This is a genomic window from Leclercia sp. AS011, from assembly GCF_037152535.1.
Taxonomy (GTDB): Bacteria; Pseudomonadota; Gammaproteobacteria; order Enterobacterales; family Enterobacteriaceae; genus Enterobacter.
Genome location: NZ_JBBCMA010000001.1, coordinates 1292745 through 1313742 on the forward strand (window position 1 = coordinate 1292745; position 20998 = coordinate 1313742).

The 20998-nt window shown below is 60.0% G+C and carries 22 protein-coding genes; 12 read left to right on the forward strand and 10 right to left on the reverse strand.

All coding sequences use genetic code 11. The features are described 5' to 3' along the window. Positions 1-11: 11 nt before the first annotated feature. Positions 12-1589, reverse strand: a complete 1578-nt coding sequence (locus WFO70_RS05980) for a methyl-accepting chemotaxis protein (protein ID WP_337016625.1) — start codon at positions 1587-1589, stop codon at positions 12-14. A 171-nt stretch (positions 1590-1760) separates the two neighbouring features. After that, positions 1761-3143 (reverse strand): succinate-semialdehyde dehydrogenase, encoded by a 1383-nt coding sequence (sad, locus tag WFO70_RS05985; RefSeq protein WP_337015140.1) that lies wholly within the window; start codon positions 3141-3143, stop codon positions 1761-1763. A gap of 99 nt (positions 3144-3242) precedes the next feature. Between sad and ptrR the strand changes: the two genes are divergently transcribed. Continuing rightward, positions 3243-4121: a putrescine utilization regulator PtrR gene (gene ptrR, locus WFO70_RS05990; protein WP_337015142.1), complete on the forward strand. Its 879-nt coding sequence runs from the start codon at positions 3243-3245 to the stop codon at positions 4119-4121. On the opposite strand, the gene WFO70_RS05995 is transcribed toward ptrR, so the two are convergent. Beyond that, a complete protein-coding gene (locus WFO70_RS05995) occupies positions 4075-4557 on the reverse strand; it encodes a GNAT family N-acetyltransferase (protein ID WP_337015143.1) in 483 nt (160 codons plus the stop codon). The genes ptrR and WFO70_RS05995 overlap by 47 nt on opposite strands. 151 nt (positions 4558-4708) lie before the next feature. Here WFO70_RS05995 and WFO70_RS06000 point away from each other — a divergent pair, with 151 nt between their 5' ends. Next, a complete protein-coding gene (locus WFO70_RS06000) occupies positions 4709-5653 on the forward strand; it encodes an L-lactate dehydrogenase (protein WP_337015144.1) in 945 nt (314 codons plus the stop codon). Positions 5654-5656: 3 nt separating this feature from the next. Here WFO70_RS06000 and WFO70_RS06005 read toward each other — a convergent pair whose 3' ends face one another. The 3 genes from WFO70_RS06005 to dtnK are packed head-to-tail and all read right to left on the reverse strand — an operon-like array spanning position 5657 to position 8613. Next, the gene (locus WFO70_RS06005) at positions 5657-6418 is read right to left on the reverse strand and encodes a DeoR/GlpR family DNA-binding transcription regulator (RefSeq protein ID WP_337015146.1); all 762 of its coding nucleotides are present in this window, start codon (positions 6416-6418) and stop codon (positions 5657-5659) included. A 1-nt stretch (position 6419) separates the two neighbouring features. Continuing rightward, positions 6420-7406 carry a D-threonate 4-phosphate dehydrogenase gene (locus tag WFO70_RS06010; RefSeq protein WP_337015147.1) on the reverse strand — a complete coding sequence of 329 codons (987 nt, stop codon included), beginning with the start codon at positions 7404-7406 and terminating at the stop codon, positions 6420-6422. Next, the gene (dtnK, locus tag WFO70_RS06015) at positions 7399-8613 is read right to left on the reverse strand and encodes a D-threonate kinase (protein WP_337015148.1); all 1215 of its coding nucleotides are present in this window, start codon (positions 8611-8613) and stop codon (positions 7399-7401) included. The genes WFO70_RS06010 and dtnK overlap by 8 nt, the downstream gene beginning before the upstream one ends. Positions 8614-8788: 175 nt before the next feature. On the opposite strand from dtnK, the gene WFO70_RS06020 reads away from it, so the two are divergent. From WFO70_RS06020 to WFO70_RS06045, 6 genes are all read left to right on the forward strand, one after another. After that, the gene (locus tag WFO70_RS06020) at positions 8789-9934 is read left to right on the forward strand and encodes an iron-containing alcohol dehydrogenase (protein ID WP_337015149.1); all 1146 of its coding nucleotides are present in this window, start codon (positions 8789-8791) and stop codon (positions 9932-9934) included. A 17-nt stretch (positions 9935-9951) separates the two neighbouring features. Further along, on the forward strand, positions 9952-10836 hold the full coding sequence (locus tag WFO70_RS06025; RefSeq protein ID WP_337015150.1) for a dihydrodipicolinate synthase family protein: 885 nt from the start codon (positions 9952-9954) through the stop codon (positions 10834-10836). Between the two features lie 77 nt (positions 10837-10913). Then, positions 10914-12326: a sodium:solute symporter family protein gene (locus WFO70_RS06030; RefSeq protein WP_337015151.1), complete on the forward strand. Its 1413-nt coding sequence runs from the start codon at positions 10914-10916 to the stop codon at positions 12324-12326. Position 12327: 1 nt separating this feature from the next. Beyond that, entirely contained in the window at positions 12328-13497 is a 1170-nt protein-coding gene (locus WFO70_RS06035; protein ID WP_337015152.1) for a sialidase family protein, read from the forward strand. Next, the gene (locus WFO70_RS06040; RefSeq protein ID WP_337015153.1) at positions 13494-13964 is read left to right on the forward strand and encodes a YhcH/YjgK/YiaL family protein; all 471 of its coding nucleotides are present in this window, start codon (positions 13494-13496) and stop codon (positions 13962-13964) included. The genes WFO70_RS06035 and WFO70_RS06040 overlap by 4 nt, the downstream gene beginning before the upstream one ends. A gap of 1 nt (position 13965) precedes the next feature. Beyond that, positions 13966-14643: an SDR family NAD(P)-dependent oxidoreductase gene (locus WFO70_RS06045; RefSeq protein ID WP_337015154.1), complete on the forward strand. Its 678-nt coding sequence runs from the start codon at positions 13966-13968 to the stop codon at positions 14641-14643. A gap of 97 nt (positions 14644-14740) precedes the next feature. Here WFO70_RS06045 and WFO70_RS06050 read toward each other — a convergent pair whose 3' ends face one another. Together WFO70_RS06050 and WFO70_RS06055 are read right to left on the reverse strand one after the other, a co-directional pair. Beyond that, the gene (locus WFO70_RS06050; protein ID WP_337015155.1) at positions 14741-15535 is read right to left on the reverse strand and encodes a PhzF family phenazine biosynthesis protein; all 795 of its coding nucleotides are present in this window, start codon (positions 15533-15535) and stop codon (positions 14741-14743) included. Positions 15536-15552: 17 nt separating this feature from the next. Further along, complete coding sequence (locus tag WFO70_RS06055) at positions 15553-16341, reverse strand: PhzF family phenazine biosynthesis protein (protein ID WP_337015156.1); 789 nt, start codon at positions 16339-16341, stop codon at positions 15553-15555. 175 nt (positions 16342-16516) lie between these two features. Here WFO70_RS06055 and WFO70_RS06060 point away from each other — a divergent pair, with 175 nt between their 5' ends. Beyond that, positions 16517-17713, forward strand: a complete 1197-nt coding sequence (locus WFO70_RS06060) for a sugar transporter (RefSeq protein ID WP_337015157.1) — start codon at positions 16517-16519, stop codon at positions 17711-17713. A 39-nt stretch (positions 17714-17752) separates the two neighbouring features. Here WFO70_RS06060 and WFO70_RS06065 read toward each other — a convergent pair whose 3' ends face one another. Further along, entirely contained in the window at positions 17753-18418 is a 666-nt protein-coding gene (locus WFO70_RS06065) for a MarC family NAAT transporter (RefSeq protein ID WP_337015158.1), read from the reverse strand. 257 nt (positions 18419-18675) lie between these two features. Here WFO70_RS06065 and marR point away from each other — a divergent pair, with 257 nt between their 5' ends. The 3 genes from marR (at position 18676) to marB (ending at position 19904) form a co-directional block, all read left to right on the forward strand. Beyond that, positions 18676-19110 (forward strand): multiple antibiotic resistance transcriptional regulator MarR, encoded by a 435-nt coding sequence (marR, locus tag WFO70_RS06070; RefSeq protein WP_337015159.1) that lies wholly within the window; start codon positions 18676-18678, stop codon positions 19108-19110. Between the two features lie 18 nt (positions 19111-19128). Then, positions 19129-19512: an MDR efflux pump AcrAB transcriptional activator MarA gene (gene marA, locus WFO70_RS06075; protein ID WP_138369239.1), complete on the forward strand. Its 384-nt coding sequence runs from the start codon at positions 19129-19131 to the stop codon at positions 19510-19512. Positions 19513-19688: 176 nt separating this feature from the next. Then, a complete protein-coding gene (gene marB, locus WFO70_RS06080) occupies positions 19689-19904 on the forward strand; it encodes a multiple antibiotic resistance protein MarB (RefSeq protein WP_337015160.1) in 216 nt (71 codons plus the stop codon). A 32-nt stretch (positions 19905-19936) separates the two neighbouring features. Here marB and eamA read toward each other — a convergent pair whose 3' ends face one another. Next, positions 19937-20836 carry an O-acetylserine/cysteine exporter gene (gene eamA / locus WFO70_RS06085; RefSeq protein ID WP_337015161.1) on the reverse strand — a complete coding sequence of 300 codons (900 nt, stop codon included), beginning with the start codon at positions 20834-20836 and terminating at the stop codon, positions 19937-19939. Positions 20837-20998 lie beyond the last annotated feature (162 nt).

Here is a 20998-nt window from a genome sequence, read left to right on the forward strand (position 1 = left end):
GATGGATGACGTCAGGCAGGAAGTCGGAACCGCGAAACCGCCTGTAACAGCAGGCCGGATTCATCATGCAGTCGCCGGGAGGCCTCGGAGGCGGTGTTCACCAGTTCATCGGTCTGGTGCGCCACCTGGTTCAGGGCCTGTAGCTGGCCGGTCATGCGGTGAATGCTGTCCCCCTGGCTGAGGGTCGCCACGGAGATCTCATTCAGTAAGCTACAGAGATTGCCCACCAGACCAATCACCTGCTGGAGATTATCCTCCAGCCGGGTCACCGCTTTCGAGCCATCTTCGATGCCCTGTAGCGAGTGATTAATCAGCTGCTGAATGGTTTGCGTCGAGTGGCTGCTCTTACGCGCCAGCAGCCCCACTTCCCGCGCCACCACCGCAAAACCGCGCCCCTGATTCCCGGCGTGCGCCGCTTCGATAGCCGCGTTCAGGGCCAGAATATTGGTCTGAAACGCCACGTTATCGATGATCGCCACAATGCCGCGCATTTCAGAAGAACGCGCCACAATCGCCGCCATCGAGGCGTTCACCGTCTCCATCATACGATCGCCGCCCGCCGCCATCTCCCGCGCCTCGTCTGCCCGCGTGCTCGCCAGTCTGGCGTAGCCGCTGTTGCCCTCGACATGGGTCTCCAGGTCGGCAATGTGCGCCGTGACCTCTTTCAGCTCCTGCGCCTGACGCGCCGACTGGTGATAGAGCTTCTGATTGCCCTCCGCCAGCGACCCGATATTGGTCACCATCGAGGTGGTCGCCTCGCTGACCTGCGTCACCAGCTGCTGCAGGCCCTGTTGCAGGGTATCGACGCTGTCGCCAAGCTGCGCCATCTCGCGGTTAAAGCGTTTCACGCCCGGCGGCGGCGCGGAGAGATCCCCCGCCGCCAGCAGATTGATATGGGCGATAAGCCGACGCAGCGGCACGATCACCCAGCGCGACATCGCAAACCACACCGCTACGGCGATCGCCAGTAGCACCACCGGGGCCAGTAAGAACAGGGATTGCAGGCTGGAGAGGCTGGCGGTCAACAACTGACGCCCCTCTGCGGCGCGCTGGACGCTGGCCTGCTGATAGCGGGCGTAGTTGTCATTGAAGTCCGCCTGAAATGCCTGCGCGGGGACCGCGAAGAAGGCGTCAATCGACTGGCTATTGACCAGCCCGTCGGCCTGTTCACGGATAGCATCGAAGAACAGCTGATAGCTGGTGAGCAGCGCCTCATCCCGCGGGGGCTGCATCGCCTGCCAGGCCTGCCACGCCTGCTGAGAATCCCGCAGCGCCAGCTGGGCCTCGTCCATCAGGCTGTGCCAGCTCCCGTCCGAACCGGTCTCTTTATCCTGCATAAAGTAAACCCCCGCCCGATTGAGCAGATCGCTCGCCGCCAGCAGCGAGATCCGCGCCTGATCGACTTTGGCCTGTTGCAGGTACGCCATCTGATTACGCTGTTCATTGCGCTGGGCATCCCGCAGCGAGACGGAGAGGAAAATCGAGGATGAGATTTGTACGGCAGAGAAGAGCCCGATAATGCAGAAGATCCCCGCCAGCAAACCAAACTGCCGGGGAGTAATGCGGCGATAAATTTTGCTTAAGTTCATAAATGTATTCATTAACAATGCCTTAGACGTGGGCGAGTCTACGCAGTGAAAATGACAGAACTATTTCAGGGAGATGACAGCGGGAAGGAACGCCCGGCGGCGCGGCGCTTGCACGGTCCTACAGATTTTGTAGGCCGGGTAAGCGCTGCGCCACCCGGCAGATGCACATTGTTAAACCCGGTCTTTCCACACCGTCTGCACATTGCAGAACTCATGCAGGCCGAAGTGCGACAGCTCCCGGCCAAAGCCGCTCTTCTTCACCCCACCAAAGGCCACGCGGGCATCGCTGGCGCTGTAGCCGTTGATAAACACCCCGCCGCACTCAAGCTGGCGGGCAAAGCGATCCGCTCTCTCAGCGCTGGCGGTAAACACTGTGGCAGAGAGCCCGAAATCGCTGTCGTTCGCCAACGCCAGGGCATGATCGGCATCGGTTGCCACGGTGATGGCCGCCACCGGGCCAAACAGCTCCTGACGGAAGGCGGTCATCGTCGGAGTGACATTCCCCAATACGGTCGGCGCATAGTAGTTCCCTGCCCCCGCCAGCTTCTCGCCGCCCAGCAGCAGGGTCGCCCCTTCGGCAAGCGTAGCCTGCACCTGCTGATCCATCTCGTCGCGCAGATCGAAACGCGCCATTGGCCCCAGGTAATTCTCTTCTGCGTCCGGTGCCCCCATTTTCAGGGCCGCGGTGGCCTCAACAAAGCGACGGCTGAACTCGTCGGCAATCCCCGCTTCGACGATAAAGCGTTTGGCGGCGGCGCAGACCTGCCCGGTGTTCTGATAGCGCCCGGTCACCGCCGCTTTCACCGCCAGATCGAGGTCGGCATCGTTGAGGACGATAAAGGGATCGGATCCCCCCAGCTCCAGCACGCATTTTTTCAGCGCCGCCCCGGCCTGAGCGCCAATCGCCGCCCCGGCCCGCAGGCTGCCGGTAACGGTCACCGCCGCAATGCGCGGATCGGCAATCATCTGGCTTACCCCGTCGTTGGTGGCATTCAGCTGACTAAACACACCCTGCGGGAATCCGGCGTCATTAAAGATGGCATCAATCAGGGTCGCGGCGCCCAGCACGTTCGGGGCGTGTTTCAGCAGATAGCTGTTGCCCGCGAGGATAATCGGCACCGCGCCGCGCAGTACCTGCCATAGCGGGAAGTTCCACGGCATCACCGCCAGCACCGGGCCCAGCGGGCGATATTCAATCACCGCATCCGCCACCTGCGTCGCCTCGGTAGCGAGCATCGCCGGGCCATGTTCGGCATACCAGTCGCAAAGCCCGGCGGATTTCGCCACCTCCCCGCGCGCCTGGGCAATAGGTTTGCCCATCTCGCGAGTGATCATCTGAGCCATCTCTTCGCCACGGTTGCGCAGCACGGTACCCAGATCGCGCAGTTTTTGCGCACGCGCCGCCACCGGGACGCTGCGCCACTGGCGAAAAGCGGCATCGGTCCGGGCAAGGGCTTGTTCAACGTCGGTGGCGGTCGCCCACGGCCAGACGGCCAGGGTTTCGCCGTTTGCCGGGTTAACAGATAAAGCATGAGTGGCAGAAGGTATAGTCATGATCGGCTCCGTGTAATAACAGTTGCTACAGTGTGGCCTGGTCTGTTATTTCTTAAAAATGAATAATAGTGACCACCTTATTCACGATACGAGAATGATATGGATCTGACCCAGCTGGAAATGTTCAACGCCGTCGCCCAGACCGGCAGCATCACCCTGGCCGCGCAGAAGGTGCATCGCGTGCCCTCAAACCTCACCACCCGCATCAAGCAACTGGAAGCCGACCTCGGGGTAGAGCTGTTTATCCGCGAGAACCAGCGGCTGCGCCTCTCCCCCGCGGGGCACAATTTTTTGCGCTACAGCCGACAGATCCTCGCCCTGGTGGATGAGGCCCGGATGGTGGTGGCCGGTGATGAACCCCAGGGGCTGTTTACCCTCGGGTCGCTGGAGAGCACGGCGGCGGTGCGTATTCCGGCCTCGCTGGCGCAGTTTAACCAGCGCTATCCGCGCATTCAGTTTGCGCTGGCGACGGGTCCATCGGGGATGATGATCGACGGCGTGCTGGAGGGGACCCTGAGCGCCGCTTTTGTTGACGGGCCCTTAACCCACCCGGAGCTGGAGGGGATGCCGGTCTACCGGGAAGAGATGATGCTGGTGGTACCCGCCGGTCAGCCGAAGGTCGAGCGGGCTCTGGCCGTCAGCGGACGGGATATCTACGCCTTTCGCGCCAACTGCTCCTATCGTCGCCATTTTGAGAGCTGGTTTCATGCGGATCGCGCCACGCCCGGGCGCATTCATGAGATGGAGTCCTACCACGGCATGCTGGCCTGCGTGATTGCCGGTGCCGGAATTGCGCTGATGCCGCGCTCGATGCTGGAAAGCATGCCCGGTCATCAGCAGGTGGAAGCCTGGCCGCTGGCAGAGAACTGGCGCTGGCTCACCACCTGGCTGGTGTGGCGTCGCGGGGCGATGACTCGCCAGCTCGAAGCCTTTATAGCACTGCTAAACGAAGGTCAGCCACCAGCACCTTCTCCATAAACAGGCTCAGGGGGTCGGGCGCATACGGGGGAAACGCCTCGCACAGCTGATACCCGCAGCGCTCATACAAATGAATGGCCGCCTGCTGTTTAATCCCCGTCTCCAGTCGCAGCGTGTGACAGCTGCGGCTGAGCGCTTCATCTTCCAGCGCCGCCAGCAGTTTTTCCCCCAGCCGCTGCCCGCGATGGGTCGGATCGATATAGACCCGCTTCATCTCCCCGCTGCCGTCGCCGTTGAGTACGATGGCCCCGCAGCCGACGGCGTTAAGCTGGCGATCGCGGATCACCATCATGATCAAACTGTGTTCCGGCAGCCCGGTCAGATCCAGCAGATGGTTGCTTTCCGCCGGATAGAGCGCGCTCTGGTAGCTGTCGAGATCGGCAATCAGGGTGGTGATATCCGGATGGGCGGGCGATTCTGAGGTAATGGAATACATGGCAGGCTCCTTTTGTCGTTTTTCTCCACCCTAACGCCGGGCGGCTACGTTGCGGGCATATTTTTAACTTATAACTGCCGCCAGCCATTGCACGCCTCGCGCCTGCGGCGTAAGTTTGGGCCCAGTCACGGTTAAAATGTCAGGAAAAACAATGAACACCAAAGCCCGTAAAGTGATGATTATTGGGGCCGGAAACGTCGGCACCTCCGCCGCCTATGCCCTGCTGAACCAGAATATTTGTGAAGAGCTGCTGCTGGTGGATATCAACCAGCAGCGCAGCGAAGGTCACGCCTGGGATCTGTCGGATGCCGCCGCCTATATGCCCGGGATGATGACCATCTCCACCCGCGAGGCGAGCGACTGTGCCGATGTGGACATCGCGGTGATCACCGTCTCCGGCGGTGCCCTCAAGCCGGGGCAGACGCGGCTGGATGAGCTGAACGCCACGGCCCGCATTGTGAAAAGCATTGTGCCGCAGATGATGACCGGTGGGTTTAACGGCATTTTTCTGATCGCCACTAACCCGTGCGACATCATCACCTGGCAGGTGTGGCAGCTCTCCGGCCTGCCGCGCCATCAGGTGATTGGCACCGGCGTCTGGCTGGATACCACCCGCCTGCGCCGCACCCTGGCACAGGCGCTGGATATCGGTGCCCAGAGCATCGACGCCTTTATTCTGGGCGAGCACGGAGATACGCAGTTCCCGGTCTGGTCACATTCGGCGGTCTACGGCTCGCCCATTGCCGACGTGTATCAGCGCCACACTGGCAAAACGCTGGATTTTGATGAGCTGGCCGAGCGCGTGCGCAAACAGGGCTTTGAGATCTATGCCCGCAAGGGCTGCACGGAGTACGGTATCGCCGCCACTATCGCCGAGATCTGCCGCAATATCTTCACCGGCAGCCACCGGGCGCTGGCGATCTCCTGCATTCTGGACGGTGAGTATGGCGTGGATGGCGTGGCGATTGGCGTCCCGGCGGTGCTGGCCCAGAGCGGCGTCCAGCAGATCATAGAGCTGAAGCTTGCAGACGACGAATTAGAAAAATTCCGCCATTCGGCGGAGGTGATCAGAGCCAATATCGCCCGTCTGCCCTGAATCCTAAGGGGCCAGGGTCAGAGTGGCATCAAGCTGGCTTAGGGTCTGCTGCACCCCTTCGTCCAGCCGTTTATCGGTAACGATATCGGTGAGAGTGTTGAGGTGAGCCACGTTAAACAGCGACCAGGCACCGTATTTCGAGCTGTCGGCCAGCAGCACCCGGCGGCGGGCATTGGCGATCAGATCCCGCTTGAGGGCCGCTTTCTCTTCCGTCGGGGAGGTAATGCCGCGCTCCAGATCCCAGCCGTTACAGCTGACAAAAGCGATATCCGGCCAGACGTTTTGCAGTAGGCGGCGGCCGTGCTCGCCGATGCAGGACTGGCTGGAGTCGTCGATGCGCCCGCCAATGATCGTCACCTCGATCTGCTTAAACTCCGAGAGAAACAGGGCGATATGCAGATCGCTGGTGATCACGCGCAGCGGGAGATGGGTCAACTGGCGCGCCAGTTCGATCATGGTGGTGCCCGCATCGAGCACCACCGCGTCACCGGCTTTGACAAAGCTGGCTGCCGCGCAGGCAATGGCGTGTTTTTCCGCCAGGCTGCGCTGCATCTTTTCGCTGGTGGTGGGCTGCGAAGGAATAAACCGGTTCAGGGTCACGCCGCCATGCGTGCGGCTGATCACCCCCTCCTGATCGAGCTTAATCAGATCCCGGCGAATAGTCGCGGGCGAGGCATCCGTCGCCGCCACCAGCTGATCCACCGTCACCAGATTGTGCCCTTTCAGGTAGTCCATTATCTGTTCTAACCGGCTATATCCCTTCATATTATTCCCGTGTGATTTGCATCGCTAACTGGATAGAAACCGTCATGCTCTCAGACTTCGCTTTACCTGTCCACGCAATGTCGAACGCGGTGCCATGGTCGGCAGAAGTGCGGATAAACGGCAGCCCGGCGGTGATATTCACCCCGTCGTAAAAACCGAGTAATTTTAACGGGATATGCCCCTGATCGTGATACATCGCCACCACCATGTCATACATCCCTTCGTGGCACTGCATAAAGACCGTGTCCGGCGGGCATGGCCCTGACACATTCAGCCCTTTCGCCTTCATCGCCTCTACCGCCGGGCCGACAATCTTGATCTCTTCGTCGCCAAACAGACCGTTCTCCCCGGCGTGCGGGTTGACCCCGGCCACGGCGATACGCGGATTTTTATACCCCACGCGCTTAAGGAAGGTGTCCGCAATGCCAATCACGGTTTTTACCCGATCCTGGTTGAGGGTATCAAGGAATTTGCGCAACGCGATATGGGTGGTGATGTGAATGACCTTTAACTGGTCGGTATAGAGCACCATCGCGTAATCCTTGCTGTCGGTGAGGTGCGCCAGCAGTTCGGTATGGCCCGGATAGTGATGACCCGCCAGATGCAGCGCCTCTTTGTTCAGCGGCGCGGTAGCAATGGCTTTCACCTCGCCCGCCATCGCCAGCTCGGTGGCGCGACGCACGCAGCGGTAGGCCAAATCCCCGGCCTGGGCCTGCACCACGCCGGGCTGTAACGCCTCGGGATCTGCCAGCGGCTCGTCCAGCACGTTGATGATGGACGGCCCGAACTGCGCCTCGCTGACGCGGGTAATCACGCGTAACTCCGCCGGAGCGGTGATGCCCTTCTCAAGCACCCGTTGCAGGGTACGGGCACAGCCGACCACCACGACCGGCGCGCCGGACAGCTCGCCTTCAGTCAGGGATTTGATAATGATCTCCGGGCCGATGCCCGCCGGGTCGCCCATGGTTACAGCAATGATATTAGTCACTCATCTTCTCCTCGATAAAATGCAAAACCTCAAGCAGCGTGGTTGCAGTACCAAAACCGCCCGCTTTCGTCATAACTGGCCCCTGCCAGCGACAACCCAAAAATCGACCAAACGGCACGCACTGCGCCACTTGTCCGCGTATGGCAAAACCTTGCGCGCCGAGCGCGCTGGCAACCGCCATCGCCACGTCGCCCCCGGAGACATACAGCGCCGCCGGGTTATGGTGCTCCAGCACCTTGCGTGTTAACTCCCCGAGAAACGCGCTGATGGTCTCCCCCAGCGCGGCGCGGCTTAATCCGCGCTGCTGACACAGGGCGTCGATCTGATGCCGGGCCTGGGTATCGGCGCAGGTATGCACCACGCAGTGCTGACCTGCCGTCAGCGCTGCGGCGATCTGCTCCTCATACCCCGCCATCGCGTGGTTAAACACATCATTGATATCAATCAGTACCCTGCTGACATTGCGTTGACTGCGCACCCGCTGGATCTGCTCCTGAGCAATCTCACTCATCGAACCGATTACCGCCAGCAGCTGACGCGGCGTGGCGAGACGGCGGGCCAGGGCATCGCACAGCCCGGCGGAGCCTACCAGCAGCGGACGCTCCTCGCAGGCGAAGGCGGCGTTGATAATCTGGTCCAGCTCGTCGTCACTTTGGGCATCAACAATCACCAGTTGCGCATCGCCCTGCAGGGCCACCGTCAGCTGGGCCGGGTTGACGACCAGGCTGGTAAGGGCGGTTTGTTCCGCCAGTACGGCGGCAATATGGGCATGGCGCACCGGGGTTTTGGGGTCGCTGGCAAATTCGGTCTCCGTGACCGGGACGCCCTTCACCAGGCAGATGCCGTTTTGGGTGGTGCGCCCCGCCGCCGGGAAGGCCGGGGCGATGATGGCCTGACGCTGACCGCTGAGACGCAGCAGCGCCGCCACTTCCGCCCCGGGGTTGCCCCGCAGGGTGGAGTCGATTTTCTTCACCAGCCATTTTGCGCCGTCAATCTCGTCGGCGTAGCGCGTCAGCTTTTCAGCGGCCTCTGATGCCCCGAGCGCCCGACTGTCGCTATTAATAACCAGCGCATCGGTGTCGCCGGTAAAGGGTGTCTGAAACGCGACGCTGACCTTTTTGCCGCTTAACGCCAGGCTGACGCCCGCGTCATTGGCACCGGTAAAGTCATCGGCGATCACCACCACTTCTCTGTTCAGGTTGTTCACTTACATCCCCAAAGGTTAGCCTTTCCTGTTAATGATTATATTCAATCATGATTGATTATATGTGAGCAAGATCAAGTTATTCGGTTTGCGAATAAATTATAAATTTAGACACACGATGACTGTGATTGCCTGGTTTGAGTGAAATCAATCACAGACACAGCAACAGGAGAGCAATGTGTTAACCATTAACAGTACGATTATCAGCGGTGCGGGTGCGATCCCGGCCCTCGCGCCCCTGCTGGCAGGCAAGACGCGCCTTTTACTGGTCACCGACGGCAATATCGCCCGTCTGGACGCCGCCCGCGCCATCCGCAGCCTGCTGGAAGCCGACAACCGCAGTGTGAGCGTGATTGAGAGCGTGCCGCCGGAGCCGACCAACCATGACGTCCGCGCCCTGCTGGCGGAGATCAACGACACCGCCTTCGATCTGGTGGTGGGCGTGGGCGGCGGCAGCGTACTGGATGTGGCCAAGCTGCTCTCCGTGCTGTGCCACCCTTCTTCACCGGGGCTGGACGCGCTGCTGGCGGGTGAAAAACCGACCCTTCGCCTCGCCTCTCTGTTGATCCCGGCCAGCGCCGGGACCGGCTCCGAAGCCACGCCAAACGCAATCCTCGCCATTCCCGAGCAGAGCACCAAAATCGGCATTATCTCCCCGGTGCTGCTGCCGGACTACGTGGCGCTGTTACCGGAACTCACCACCAGCATGCCGCCGCACATTGCGTCTTCAACCGGGATCGACGCCCTGTGTCACCTGATCGAGTGTTTTACTGCCACCGTGGCGAATCCGGTGAGCGATAACGCGGCGCTGATTGGCCTGCGTAAGTTGCTGAACAATATCGAAACCGCCTGCGCCGAGCCGCATAACCTGGCGGCGAAGCTGGAGATGCTGTGGGCCTCGTACTACGGCGGCGTGGCCATTGCCCATGCCGGAACCCATCTGGTGCACGCCCTCTCCTATCCGCTGGGCGGGAAGTATCACCTGCCGCACGGCGTGGCGAACGCCATTCTGTTAGCGCCCTGCATGCGCGTGGTACGCCCGGATGCGGTCGAAAAATTTGCTCAGGTGTGGGATCTGGTCCCGGGTGCCGATACCTCCCTGTCGGCGGAGGAGAAATCCTACGCGCTGGTGGACTGGTTTGCCGCCCTGGTGCGCCGCCTGAACTTACCGGACAACCTCGAAACGCTGGGCGTGCCGCGGGATGACATCGCCTCCCTGAGCGATGCCGCTCTGAACGTAAAACGCCTGATGAACAACGCCCCGCGTCAGGTCAGCCATGCCGAGGTGCAGGGGATTTATCAGACCCTGTTCCCCGAAATTTAACCTCGAAGGAGTGAAAAATGCGTAACAAGATTGAGGGCGTGCTGACGGCGATCGTCACCCCCTTTATGGACGACGGGGCCCTGCATCTGCCGGGACTAAGACGCCAGATCCAGCGCCAGCTGGCGGCGGGAAACGGTATTTTCTGCGGCGGCACCAACGGTGAGTTTTTCGTGCTGACCGAAGAGGAAAAAGTGGCCGTGACCCGCACCTGCGTGGAAGAGGTGGCAGGCCGTGCGCCGGTGGTGGCGCATATCGGGGAGATTTCAACCCGCGCCACTATCCGCCTCGGCAAGCAGGTTGAAAGCCTCGGCGTCGATGCGGTGTCGGTGATCACCCCGTGGTTTGTCCCCCTGAGCCAGGCGGAACTGATCGCCCACTACACCGCCATCGCCGATGCCCTGACGGTGCCGGTCTTTCTCTATAACATCCCGGCGCGCACCGGTAACACCATTGAACCGCAGACCGCGCGGGTGTTGGCTTCGCACTCGAACATCATCGGCATCAAGGACAGCGCGGGCAGCTACGAGAGCCTGAGCGGTTTCCTGAAAGCCGCCCAGGGCATCGAGGACTTTGACGTGCTGAACGGCCCGGACTCGCTGATCCATCAGGGCTTTGTCGACGGCTGTTCCGCCTGTATTTCCGGGCTGGCAAACGTCGCGCCGGAGGCGATCAACGCCATCTGGAGCCGGTTCCACGCGGGGGATATCGATGGCTCGCGTCAGGCGCAGGAAGGGGTAACTGAACTGCGGACCAATTTGTATAAAGTGGCCTTCTCCCCGGCGGCGGTGAAAAAAGCGCTGCAGGTGATGGGCGAAGAGGTGGGTGAAAGCCGCTACGCGGTGGCTTTCGATGCGCAACAGACTGAACAGATCCGCCAGATAGTGACGAAGTCACTGCAGTAACCGGCGTTTGATTTCGTCCATAAGAATACCGGGTGCCTCAGGCACCCAGGGTTCCTACGCCCTGATGAGAGGCAAAGATGAACAATTTTACCGCTGAAGATACCCTGATCATCGTAGGCATTGTGATTGTCTACATCCTGTTTACCACCTGGCTGACCTTCCGGTTGCGCAGTAAAAACACCGGCGACTTTATGGAGGGCTCCCGGGCCATGCCGGCGTTTATCGTCGGGATCCTGCTGATGTCCGAATACATTGGGGCCAAATCGACCATCGGCACCGCTCAGGCGGCGTTTGAGGACGGTTTTGCCGCCTCCTGGTCGGTGATTGGCGCGGCCATTGGCTTCCCGCTGTTTGGCCTGCTGCTGGTGAAGCGCATCTATAACACCGGCAAAATCACCATCTCCGGGGCGATTGCCGAGAAATACGGCACCAGCACCAAAAACATCATCTCGATCATCATGATCTACGCCCTGCTGCTGGTAAACGTCGGGAACTATGTCTCCGGCGCGGCAGCCATCTCCACCGTGCTGAAGGTTAACCTGCCGGTGGCGGCCTTTATCACTGCCATTGTCAGTACTTTCTACTTCGCCTTTGGCGGCATGAAAGGGGTGGCCTGGGTCACGCTGCTGCACAGCGCCCTGAAGTATTTCGGTATCCTGGTGATCATGGGCTTCGCGCTCTCCAAAACCGGCGGCTTCACCCCGATGATCGAGCAGATGCCGTCGTACTACTGGACCTGGGATGGCAACATTGGTGCCAGCACCATCTTTGCCTGGCTGATTGGTACCATCGGCTCCATCTTCTGTACCCAGTTCGTGATCCAGGCTATCTCCTCGACGAAAGATGTGAAGTCGGCGAAACGAGCCACCTGGGTAGCCTTCTTCTTCTGCCTGCCGATTGCCCTGGCGATTGCGGTGATTGGCGTGGCGGCGAAGTTTCTGCACCCGGAGATCGACAGCCTGTACGCCATGCCGATCTTCCTGCAGGACATGAACCCGTGGCTGGCCGGTTTGGTGACAACGTCACTGGTTGCCTCGATCTTCGTCAGCGTCAGTACCGTGGCCCTCGCCATCGCTTCGCTGGTGGTGAAAGATTTCTATGTGCCCTACCGCAACCCCACCCCGGAGCAGGAGTTTAAAGCCACCCGCTGGATGTCGCTGCTGATTGGTTTCCTGCCGCTGATTTTCGTTCTGCTGGTGCCGGAGGTGCTGAAGCTGTCGTTCTTCACCCGCGCCATTCGTCTGTCGATTACGGTGGTGGCGGTGATTGCCTTCTATGCGCCGTTCTTCAAAAGCACCCGCGGAGCAAATGCTGGCCTGCTTGGTGCCTGCGTGGTGACCTCGGTGTGGTATCTGCTGGGCGACCCGTTTGGCATTAACAATATGTATATCGCGCTGATCACCCCGGCGGTGATTATGGTCCTCGACCGCCTGATCCCCAACAAAGCGGATCGCAAAGCGCCTGCCCCTGTTCAACATAATGGAGTCTGATATGTCTGTAACCGTAACCCGTGACGGGATTGTTCGCCCGCAGCCGCAGGATGCCCGCGTGGAAACGGCGATGCTGCCCTCGTCCTGCCCGCAGAACCACGCCGCGAACCTGCTGCCGCTGCCGGATGGCACCCTGATGTGCGTCTGGTTCGGCGGCACCCAGGAAGGGATCGCTGATATTTCAGTGTGGGGGTCACGTCTGGCCCCCGGCAGCAACCAGTGGAGCGAGGCGGTGAAGCTGTCGGATGACGCCAGCCGCTCGGAGCAGAACCCGGTGCTGTTCCTCGCCCCGGACAACGTGCTGTGGCTGCTGTGGACCGCGCAGCTCTCTGGTAATCAGGATACCGCCATCGTGCGCTACCGCCAGTCGCAGGATCTGGGCAAAAGCTGGGGCGAGATCGCCACCCTGCTGGATAAACCCGGGACCTTTATTCGCCAGCCGATCGTGGTGCTGGAGAACGGCAACTGGCTGCTGCCGGTCTTCTACTGCCGGACCCAGCCGGGCGAGAAATGGGTCGGCAACGACGACATCAGCGCGGTGAAAATCTCCGAAGATCAGGGGAAAAGCTGGCGCGACGTCGAGGTGCCGGAGAGCCTGGGCTGCGTGCACATGAATATCACCGCCCTGAAAAACGGCCATCTGGTGGCGCTGTATCGCAGCCGCTGGGCGGACAATATCTATATCAGCCAGTCGCTGGACAACGGTGAAAGCTGGTCGGTGCCGGAGCCGACGGCCTTGCCGAACAACAACTCGTCGATTCAGGTCACGACCCTGGCCAGCGGCGAGCTGGCGCTGGTGTTCAACCACATGAGTGCGGCGGGAGCGCTGGAGCGCCGCGCCTCGCTGTATGACGAGATTGACGACGGCGACGGGCGCAAAGAGCCTGAAGTGACAAACGGTCGTGCCGCCTTCTGGGGGGCACCGCGCGCGCCGATGACGGTGGCGATCTCCAACGACGGCGGGAAAAGCTGGGCCTGGCAGCGCAACCTCGACGAGGGCGACGGCTACTGCATGACCAACAACTCGCTGGAGAAACTGAACCGCGAGTTCTCCTACCCGAGCATCAAACAGGGTCCCGACGGGTCGCTGCATATCGCCTATACGTACTTCCGTCAGGCGATCAAATACGTGCGCGTCTCACCGGAGTGGGTGAAGGAGGCGCAACAGTGATCGTCGGACATCTAAACGCCCTGCCGCTGGCCGGGCTTCCTCCGGTGCTGCGGGAGATCCTCGATCGCCCGGACTGTTCTCTGGCGGCGCTGGCCGCCCGGGACGACGGGCGCTGGCAGCCGCAAGGCTGCCGGTGGTTCTGCCATATCGGCCCGGCGCAGACTCAGCCGCAGGACCAGCGTCATACTGAGTATCACTATTTATATGCCGATATTCAGGTGATGCTGGCAGGTGAAGAGAGGATCTGCGCCGGGATGCAGTCTGTCGCGCAGCCAGGAGACGAGGAGCGTAAACCGGACCTCTGGATCGCCGCCGGAGCGGTACACACGATGAGCATCACCCTGAAGCCCGGGGATTTCGCGGTATTTCTGCCCGAGGAGCCCCATCAGGCGCTGTGCGCAGTGGGTATGCCCATGACCGTGCGCAAGGCGGTATTCAAGGTGCCTCGCGCCCTGCTGGAGGTGTGATATGCGCCATGCAATTGTCACCGGTGTCAGCTCGGGCATTGGCGAAGCCATCGTCACCCGCCTGCTGGCGGAAGGCTGGCGGGTAACGGGCTTAAGCCGTCGCGGTGTGGATGGCGGGCACCCGAACTTCACCAGCCTGAGCGTGGACATGAGTGACAGTGTCACGCTCAGAGAGGCGCTCGCCCCCCTGCCGGTTCCCCAGGCGATAGTTCATGCCGCCGGAATGATGGCCGCCGCCCCGCTCGGCGAGCTGGATCCGGCGGTCAGTGCGCGCCTGTGGGGGCTGCATATTCACGCCGCCGAGATCCTGTTTAACCATTTTGCCCCGCAGATGAGCGCGGGGGGACGACTGGTGGCGATCGGCAGCCGCACCTCACGCGGTGCCGCCGGGCGTTCGCAGTATGTCGCCACCAAAGCGGCATTAGTGGGAATGGTACGCAGCTGGGCGGCGGAGCTGGCACCGCGCGGGATCACCGCCAACGTGGTGGCCCCGGGTGCGACCCAGACCCCGATGTTGAGCGCGCCGGGACGGGAGACATCACCGCCAAAAGTGCCGCCGATGGGCAGGTTGATTACTCCGGAAGAGGTGGCGGCGATGGTCAATTTTCTGCTCAGCGCCGAGGCCGCGCCCATCACCGGGCAGGAGCTGGTGCTGTGCGGCGGGGCGTCATTGGGGTGATGTGTGCGGTCTGTTTGCCGGGTGGCGGCTGCGCCTTACCCGGCCTACATGTCGTGGCTTTTGTAGGCCCGCGCAAGCGCAGCGCCGCCGGGCGGTTTTACCTCCGCAGGAACACGGTCCCCTGCAGATAGAGCGCGGCCTGGCCGCCAATCAATACCCGGTCGCCCTTCAGCTCGCAGCGCAGATCGCCGCCGCGGGGAGAGACCTGTCGCGCCTGCATCGCGTTTTTACCCAGCTTCTCGCTCCAGTAGGGGATCAGCATGCTGTGGGCGGAGCCGGTCACCGGATCCTCCGCCACCGATTCCCCCGGGCAGAAGAAGCGGCTGACAAAGTCATACTCATCCCCCGGAGCGGTGACGCAGACCATCTTATCCAGCGGCATCATGCCGTCGATATCAGGGGTCAGCGCTTCAACCTGCTGTTGATTCTCCAGCACCACCATGTAATCGCGCCCTACCCGTACCTCCTTCGCCCCGGCGATCCCGAGAGTGCTGAACAGCAGTTCCGGCGGATTCGTTACCGCCTCGCTGCTCCACGCCGGGAAGTTAAGCGTCAGCCAGTCGCCGCTGCGGGTAACGGTCAGGTCGCCCACGAAGCGGGTGGAGAAGACGATCTCGGTATGCGGGTAGTCCAGATACTCAAAAATCACGTGGGCGCTGGCGAGGGTGGCGTGCCCGCAGAGGTTAATTTCGTACTGCGTCGTAAACCAGCGCAGCTCAAAGCCCGCGTCGGTGCGCACGAAAAAGGCGGTTTCCGACTGGTTATGCTGCTGGGCCATCTTTAACAGCACGTCGTCCGGCAGCCACTCCTCGAGCGGGCAAACGGCCGCAGGATTCCCACCAAACGCGCGATCGCTAAACGCATCGACCAGATAAAATGCAATTTCTTTCATTGGGTTAACCCTTATTGTTAGCGTAAAAACAGATGACCTTTCATATACAGCGATGCTCTGCCGCTCATTAACACCCGGTCGCCCTTCAGTTCACAACGCACATCGCCGCCGCGGGCCGAAACCTGGCGGGCAAAGAGCGAGGTTTTATTCAGCTTTTCACTCCAGTAGGGGATGAGCATGGTATGCGCCGATCCGGTGACCGGATCTTCCCACAGCGCCGCCCCCGGGGAGAAAAAGCGGCTGACAAAATCGTATTCACCCTCGCCGCGGGCGGTGATGGACACTTTATGCTCCCCGGGCGTCATGGCGTTGATATCCGGGGTGATCGCCTCGACCTGCTGGCGATTTTCCAGCACCAGCACCCAGGCACGCCCCTTGCGGGCCTCGATGTAGTTCTCGATCCCCAGCGCGGCAAGCATCTCCGGCGGTGGGATCTGCGGCTCGCTCGGACAGGCCGGGAAATCGAGGGTCAGCCACTCCCCGTCACGGCTGACGGTAAGCCTGCCGGAGGCAGTCTCAAAATGAATGCGGGAGTCGGGATAACCCAGCTCGTTAAACAATACCCAGGCGGTAGCCAGAGTGGCGTGACCACAGAGGTTAACCTCGCCGTTGGTGGTGAACCAGCGCAGCTCAATACCGCCCCGGTGGCGCACAAAAAATGCGGTCTCCGACTGGTTGTGCTCCCGCGTCATGCTGAGCAGCGTCTCGTCCGGTAGCCATTCCGGCAAAGGGCAGACCGCCGCCGGGTTACCGCCAAAGGCGCCTTCACTAAAGGCATCAACCAGATAAAACTCGATTCCCTGCATCGCCAGACCCACTGTTAACGTAATGTTGCATCCTATATTTATGGAAAATAACCCGTTTCACCAGCTATTACTTTTAGGGTTGAGTGAGATCCAGATCACAAAATGATTGTATTTCCAGCAGGGAAGGTTTTAAGATCGCCTCACCTCATTGACGTAACGACTCCCGGACATCCCTATGACAACCAACACCGTTTCCCGCAGGGTGGCATGGCTACGGGTGGTTACGCTCGCCGTTGCCGCCTTTATCTTTAACACCACTGAATTTGTCCCCGTCGGCCTGCTCTCGGATATCGCCGGCAGCTTCGGCATGGAGACCGCCCAGGTTGGGATCATGCTTACCATCTATGCCTGGGTGGTGGCGATGATGTCGTTACCCTTTATGCTGCTCACCAGCCAGATGGAGCGGCGCAAGCTGCTGATCGGGCTGTTCGTGCTCTTTATCGCCAGCCATGTCCTGTCGTTCCTGGCGTGGAACTTTACGGTGCTGGTGATCAGCCGGATCGGCATTGCCTTTGCCCACGCCATTTTCTGGTCGATTACCGCCTCGCTGGCCATCCGCCTGGCCCCGGCCGGGAAACGTGCCCAGGCGCTGAGCCTGCTGGCGACCGGCACCGCATTAGCGATGGTGCTGGGGCTGCCGCTCGGGCGCATCGTCGGGCAGATGTTCGGCTGGCGCACCACCTTTTTCGTCATCGGGCTCGGGGCACTGTTCACCCTGCTGTGCCTGATCAAGCTGTTGCCTGCACTGCCGAGCGAACACTCCGGTTCCCTGAAAAGTCTGCCGCTGCTGATGCGTCGTCCGGCGCTGATGAGCCTCTATCTGCTGACGGTGGTGGTGGTCACCGCCCATTATACGGCCTACAGCTACATTGAGCCGTTTGTGCAGACCATCGCCGGTTTCAGCGCCAGCTTTGCCACGGTGCTGCTGTTGCTGCTGGGCGGCGCGGGCATTATCGGCAGCCTGCTGTTTGGCAAGCTCGGCAACCGTCACGCCTCTGCGCTGGTGAGCAGCGCCATCGGCCTGCTGCTGGGGTGCCTGCTCCTGCTGCTGCCTGCCTCGGGGAGTGAGACAAATCTTGCGCTGCTGAGCGTCGTCTGGGGCGTGGCGATCATGATTATCGGTCTTGGGATGCAGGTGAAAGTCCTGGCCCTGGCACCGGACGCCACGGACGTGGCGATGGCCCTCTTCTCCGGTATTTTCAATCTGGGAATTGGCGCGGGTGCGCTGGTGGGCAATCAGGTGATCCTGCATCTGTCGATGGCGTCGATTGGCTATCTGGGCGCCATCCCGGCCCTGGCGGCGTTGATCTGGTCGGTGCTGATCTTCCGCAAATGGCCTGTCGCCCTGGAAGAGCAGCCGCATCACGGCTAACAACAACATCGGGTGGCAGAACGCCACCCGATCTGAGGGTTACGGGTAGTTCTTAATAATTTCCAGCACGCCGTTAATAATAAACTGCACGCCCATACAGACCAGCAGGAAGCCCATCAGACGGGAGATGGCTTCGATACCGTCTTTACCCACCCAGCGCATAATTGCGCCCGAGCTACGCAGACAGCCCCAGAGGATCACGCCGATAATGGCGAAAATCAGCGTCGGGGCAATCATGATCACCCAGTCAGGGAAGTCAGAACCACTGCGCACCGTCGAGGCGGAGCTGATGATCATCGCAATTGTCCCCGGGCCGGCGGTGCTGGGCATCGCCAGCGGCACGAAGGCGATGTTCGGCGCGGGCTTGCCCTGCTTATCTTCCAGTGCGTCCTGGGCGTCAGCGTTATCCGTCACTTTCTGCGGCGGGAACAGCATCCTGAAACCAATAAAGGCCACGATCAGCCCGCCAGCAATGCGCAGGCCGGGGATGGATATGCCGAAGGTATTCATCACCAGCTGCCCGGCGTAATAGGCCACCATCATGATCGCGAAGACGTAAACGGAGGCCATCAGCGACTGATGGTTACGCTGCTCGCGGTTCATGTCTCCCGCCAGCCCGAGGAACAGCGCAACGGTGGTTAACGGGTTCGCCAGCGGCAGCAGCACCACCAGCCCAAGGCCAATTGCTTTAATTAAATCAACCATTTTAGGGAGTTGTCCTTAGCAAAATATCACCAGGCAAGTATACGGTGAAAAGCCCCGTTTCAGCCACGCACACGGCGTAAGTAATATTTTCATTCCGAAATCAATTCATCCCAATGATATGACGATCCGCAAAGCGGGCAAAAAGGTGATCTGAATCGCTTTAGCAAATCGTGTCATAAGCTAATGCATTCAGTTGACTTATAGTTGCCTGAGCAATAATATCTGCCGTGATTAAACTACTTGCCAGGGCAACCATTGTGAAAAGCACCAGTGACCTCTTCAACGAAATCATTCCGCTGGGTCGGCTTATCTATATGGTTAACCAGAAAAAAGACCGCCTGCTCAATGACTATCTGTCACCGCTGGATATCACCGCAACGCAATTTAAAGTGCTCTGCTCTGTGCGCTGCGAAGTGTGTATTACGCCGGTTGAGCTTAAGAAAATCTTATCCGTCGACCTCGGCGCGTTGACGCGAATGATCGACCGGCTGGTCTGCAAGGGCTGGATTGAGCGCCGCCCTAATCCGAATGACAAACGCGGCGTGCTGTTGCAACTGACCAGCGACGGCGCGGCTATGTGTGAACAATGTCATCAATTAGTAGGACAAGAACTGCACCAGGAACTAACAAAAAACTTAACGGCGGATGAAGTGGCCACTCTTGAGCACTTACTTAAGAAGATCCTGCCGTAAACAGAAAGAGGTATGACGATGTCCAGACGCAATACTGACGCCATCACTATTCATAGCATTTTGGGCTGGATCGAAGATAACCTGGAGTCACCGCTCTCGCTTGAGAAAGTGTCCGAGCGCTCAGGTTACTCAAAATGGCACCTGCAACGGATGTTTAAAAAAGAGACCGGCCACTCATTAGGCCAGTACATCCGCAGCCGCAAATTAACGGAAATCGCACAGAAGCTGAAGGAAAGTAACGAGCCGATCCTGTATCTGGCTGAGCGTTACGGGTTTGAATCGCAGCAGACGCTGACCCGCACGTTCAAGAACTACTTCGATGTGCCACCGCATAAATACCGTATTACCAATATGCACGGGGAATCCCGGTATTTGCTTCCGATCAATCACTGTAACTGCTAATCGCCTTTATTTAAGGCTATCCCAGTAGGCGTAATTGTTGCAGACAGTTTGAACACGGACAGCGCGGAACAACCGGAGCGTACTTTAAGTACGTGAGGATTGTGAGCACTGCCCAGGTTCAAAATGGCAAATAAAATAGCCTAATGGGATAGGCTCTAAGACGTATCGAGGAATCTATGAAATTATTCGCTTCCGCCGCCCTCACCGCCCTGGTGCTGGTCTCCGGCCAGAGTTTTGCGGAGCAAACGCCTGGTGTCACGCCGCAAAACAACCGCGACACCATGATCCTGCCCACGGCCAATGGCCAGTCGCCTTACGATTTTAACCATATGGGCGCAGGCAGCGACAAATCCGACGAGTTAGGCGTGCCGTATTACAATCAGCGCTCTTAACGCGTTTTGCCCCGCCCGTGCGGGGCTTTTTTTTAGCCTCTTATCCGCGTCGCCCGACGCAGACGCAGGCCGAAGACGTTGATATAGAGCCCGGCCATCACCAGCAGCGCCCCCACCAGCTGCAACACTCCCAGTTTTTCATCCAGCAGCAGCGCCGCACTGGCGAGACCCACCACCGGCACTAACAGGGAGAGCGGCGCCACCCGCCAGGTTTCGTAGCGTCCGAGCAGCGCGCCCCAGATGCCGTAGCCAACAATGGTGGCGACAAAGGCCAGATAAATCAGCGATAAAATCGTGGTCAGGTCGAGAGTGACCAGGCTGTGCAGCATCACCGTCGGGCCATCCAGCAGATACGACGCCGCCATGAAAGGTACGATCGGGATCAACGCGCTCCACACCACCAGCGACATCACTGCCGGACGGGTCTCGAGCTGCATGATCTTTTTGTTGAAGATATTGCCGCTGGCCCAGCAGAACGCCGCCGCCAGGGTCAGCAAAAAGCCCAGCAGCGCGACGTGCTGCCCGTTGAGGCTGGCCTCTGCCAGCACCAGCACGCCGACCACCGCAAGGGCAATCCCCGCCAGCTGTTTGCCCTGCAGCCGCTCGCCAAACACCAGCGCCCCGAGAATAATGGTAAAGAACGCCTGGGCCTGCAGCACCAGCGACGCCAGCCCGGCAGGCATGCCGAAGTTAATGGCGCAAAACAGAAAGGCAAACTGGCCGAAGCTGATGGTCAGGCCATAGCCCAGCAGCAGACGAAACGGGATCTTCGGACGGGCGACAAAGAACAGCGCCGGGAAGGCCACCAGCAAAAAGCGTAAACCGGCCAGCATCAGCGGAGGCATGTTGTGCAATCCGACTTTGATCACCACAAAATTTAGCCCCCAAACCACCACCACCAGCAACGCCAGCAGCCCGTCTTTACGCGTCATACCCTGCCCCTGTTTTTTAAATTTTTGTAAACACTTATCAAAGTAACGAAAAATCAGGGCGAGGAACAGATCATTAATTCTGGCAGTCAGGCGAAGCACTTAGGGATAAATTTGGAGGTATACAAGCCTCTTATGCCGTGATAATCCTGATAAGACATAACA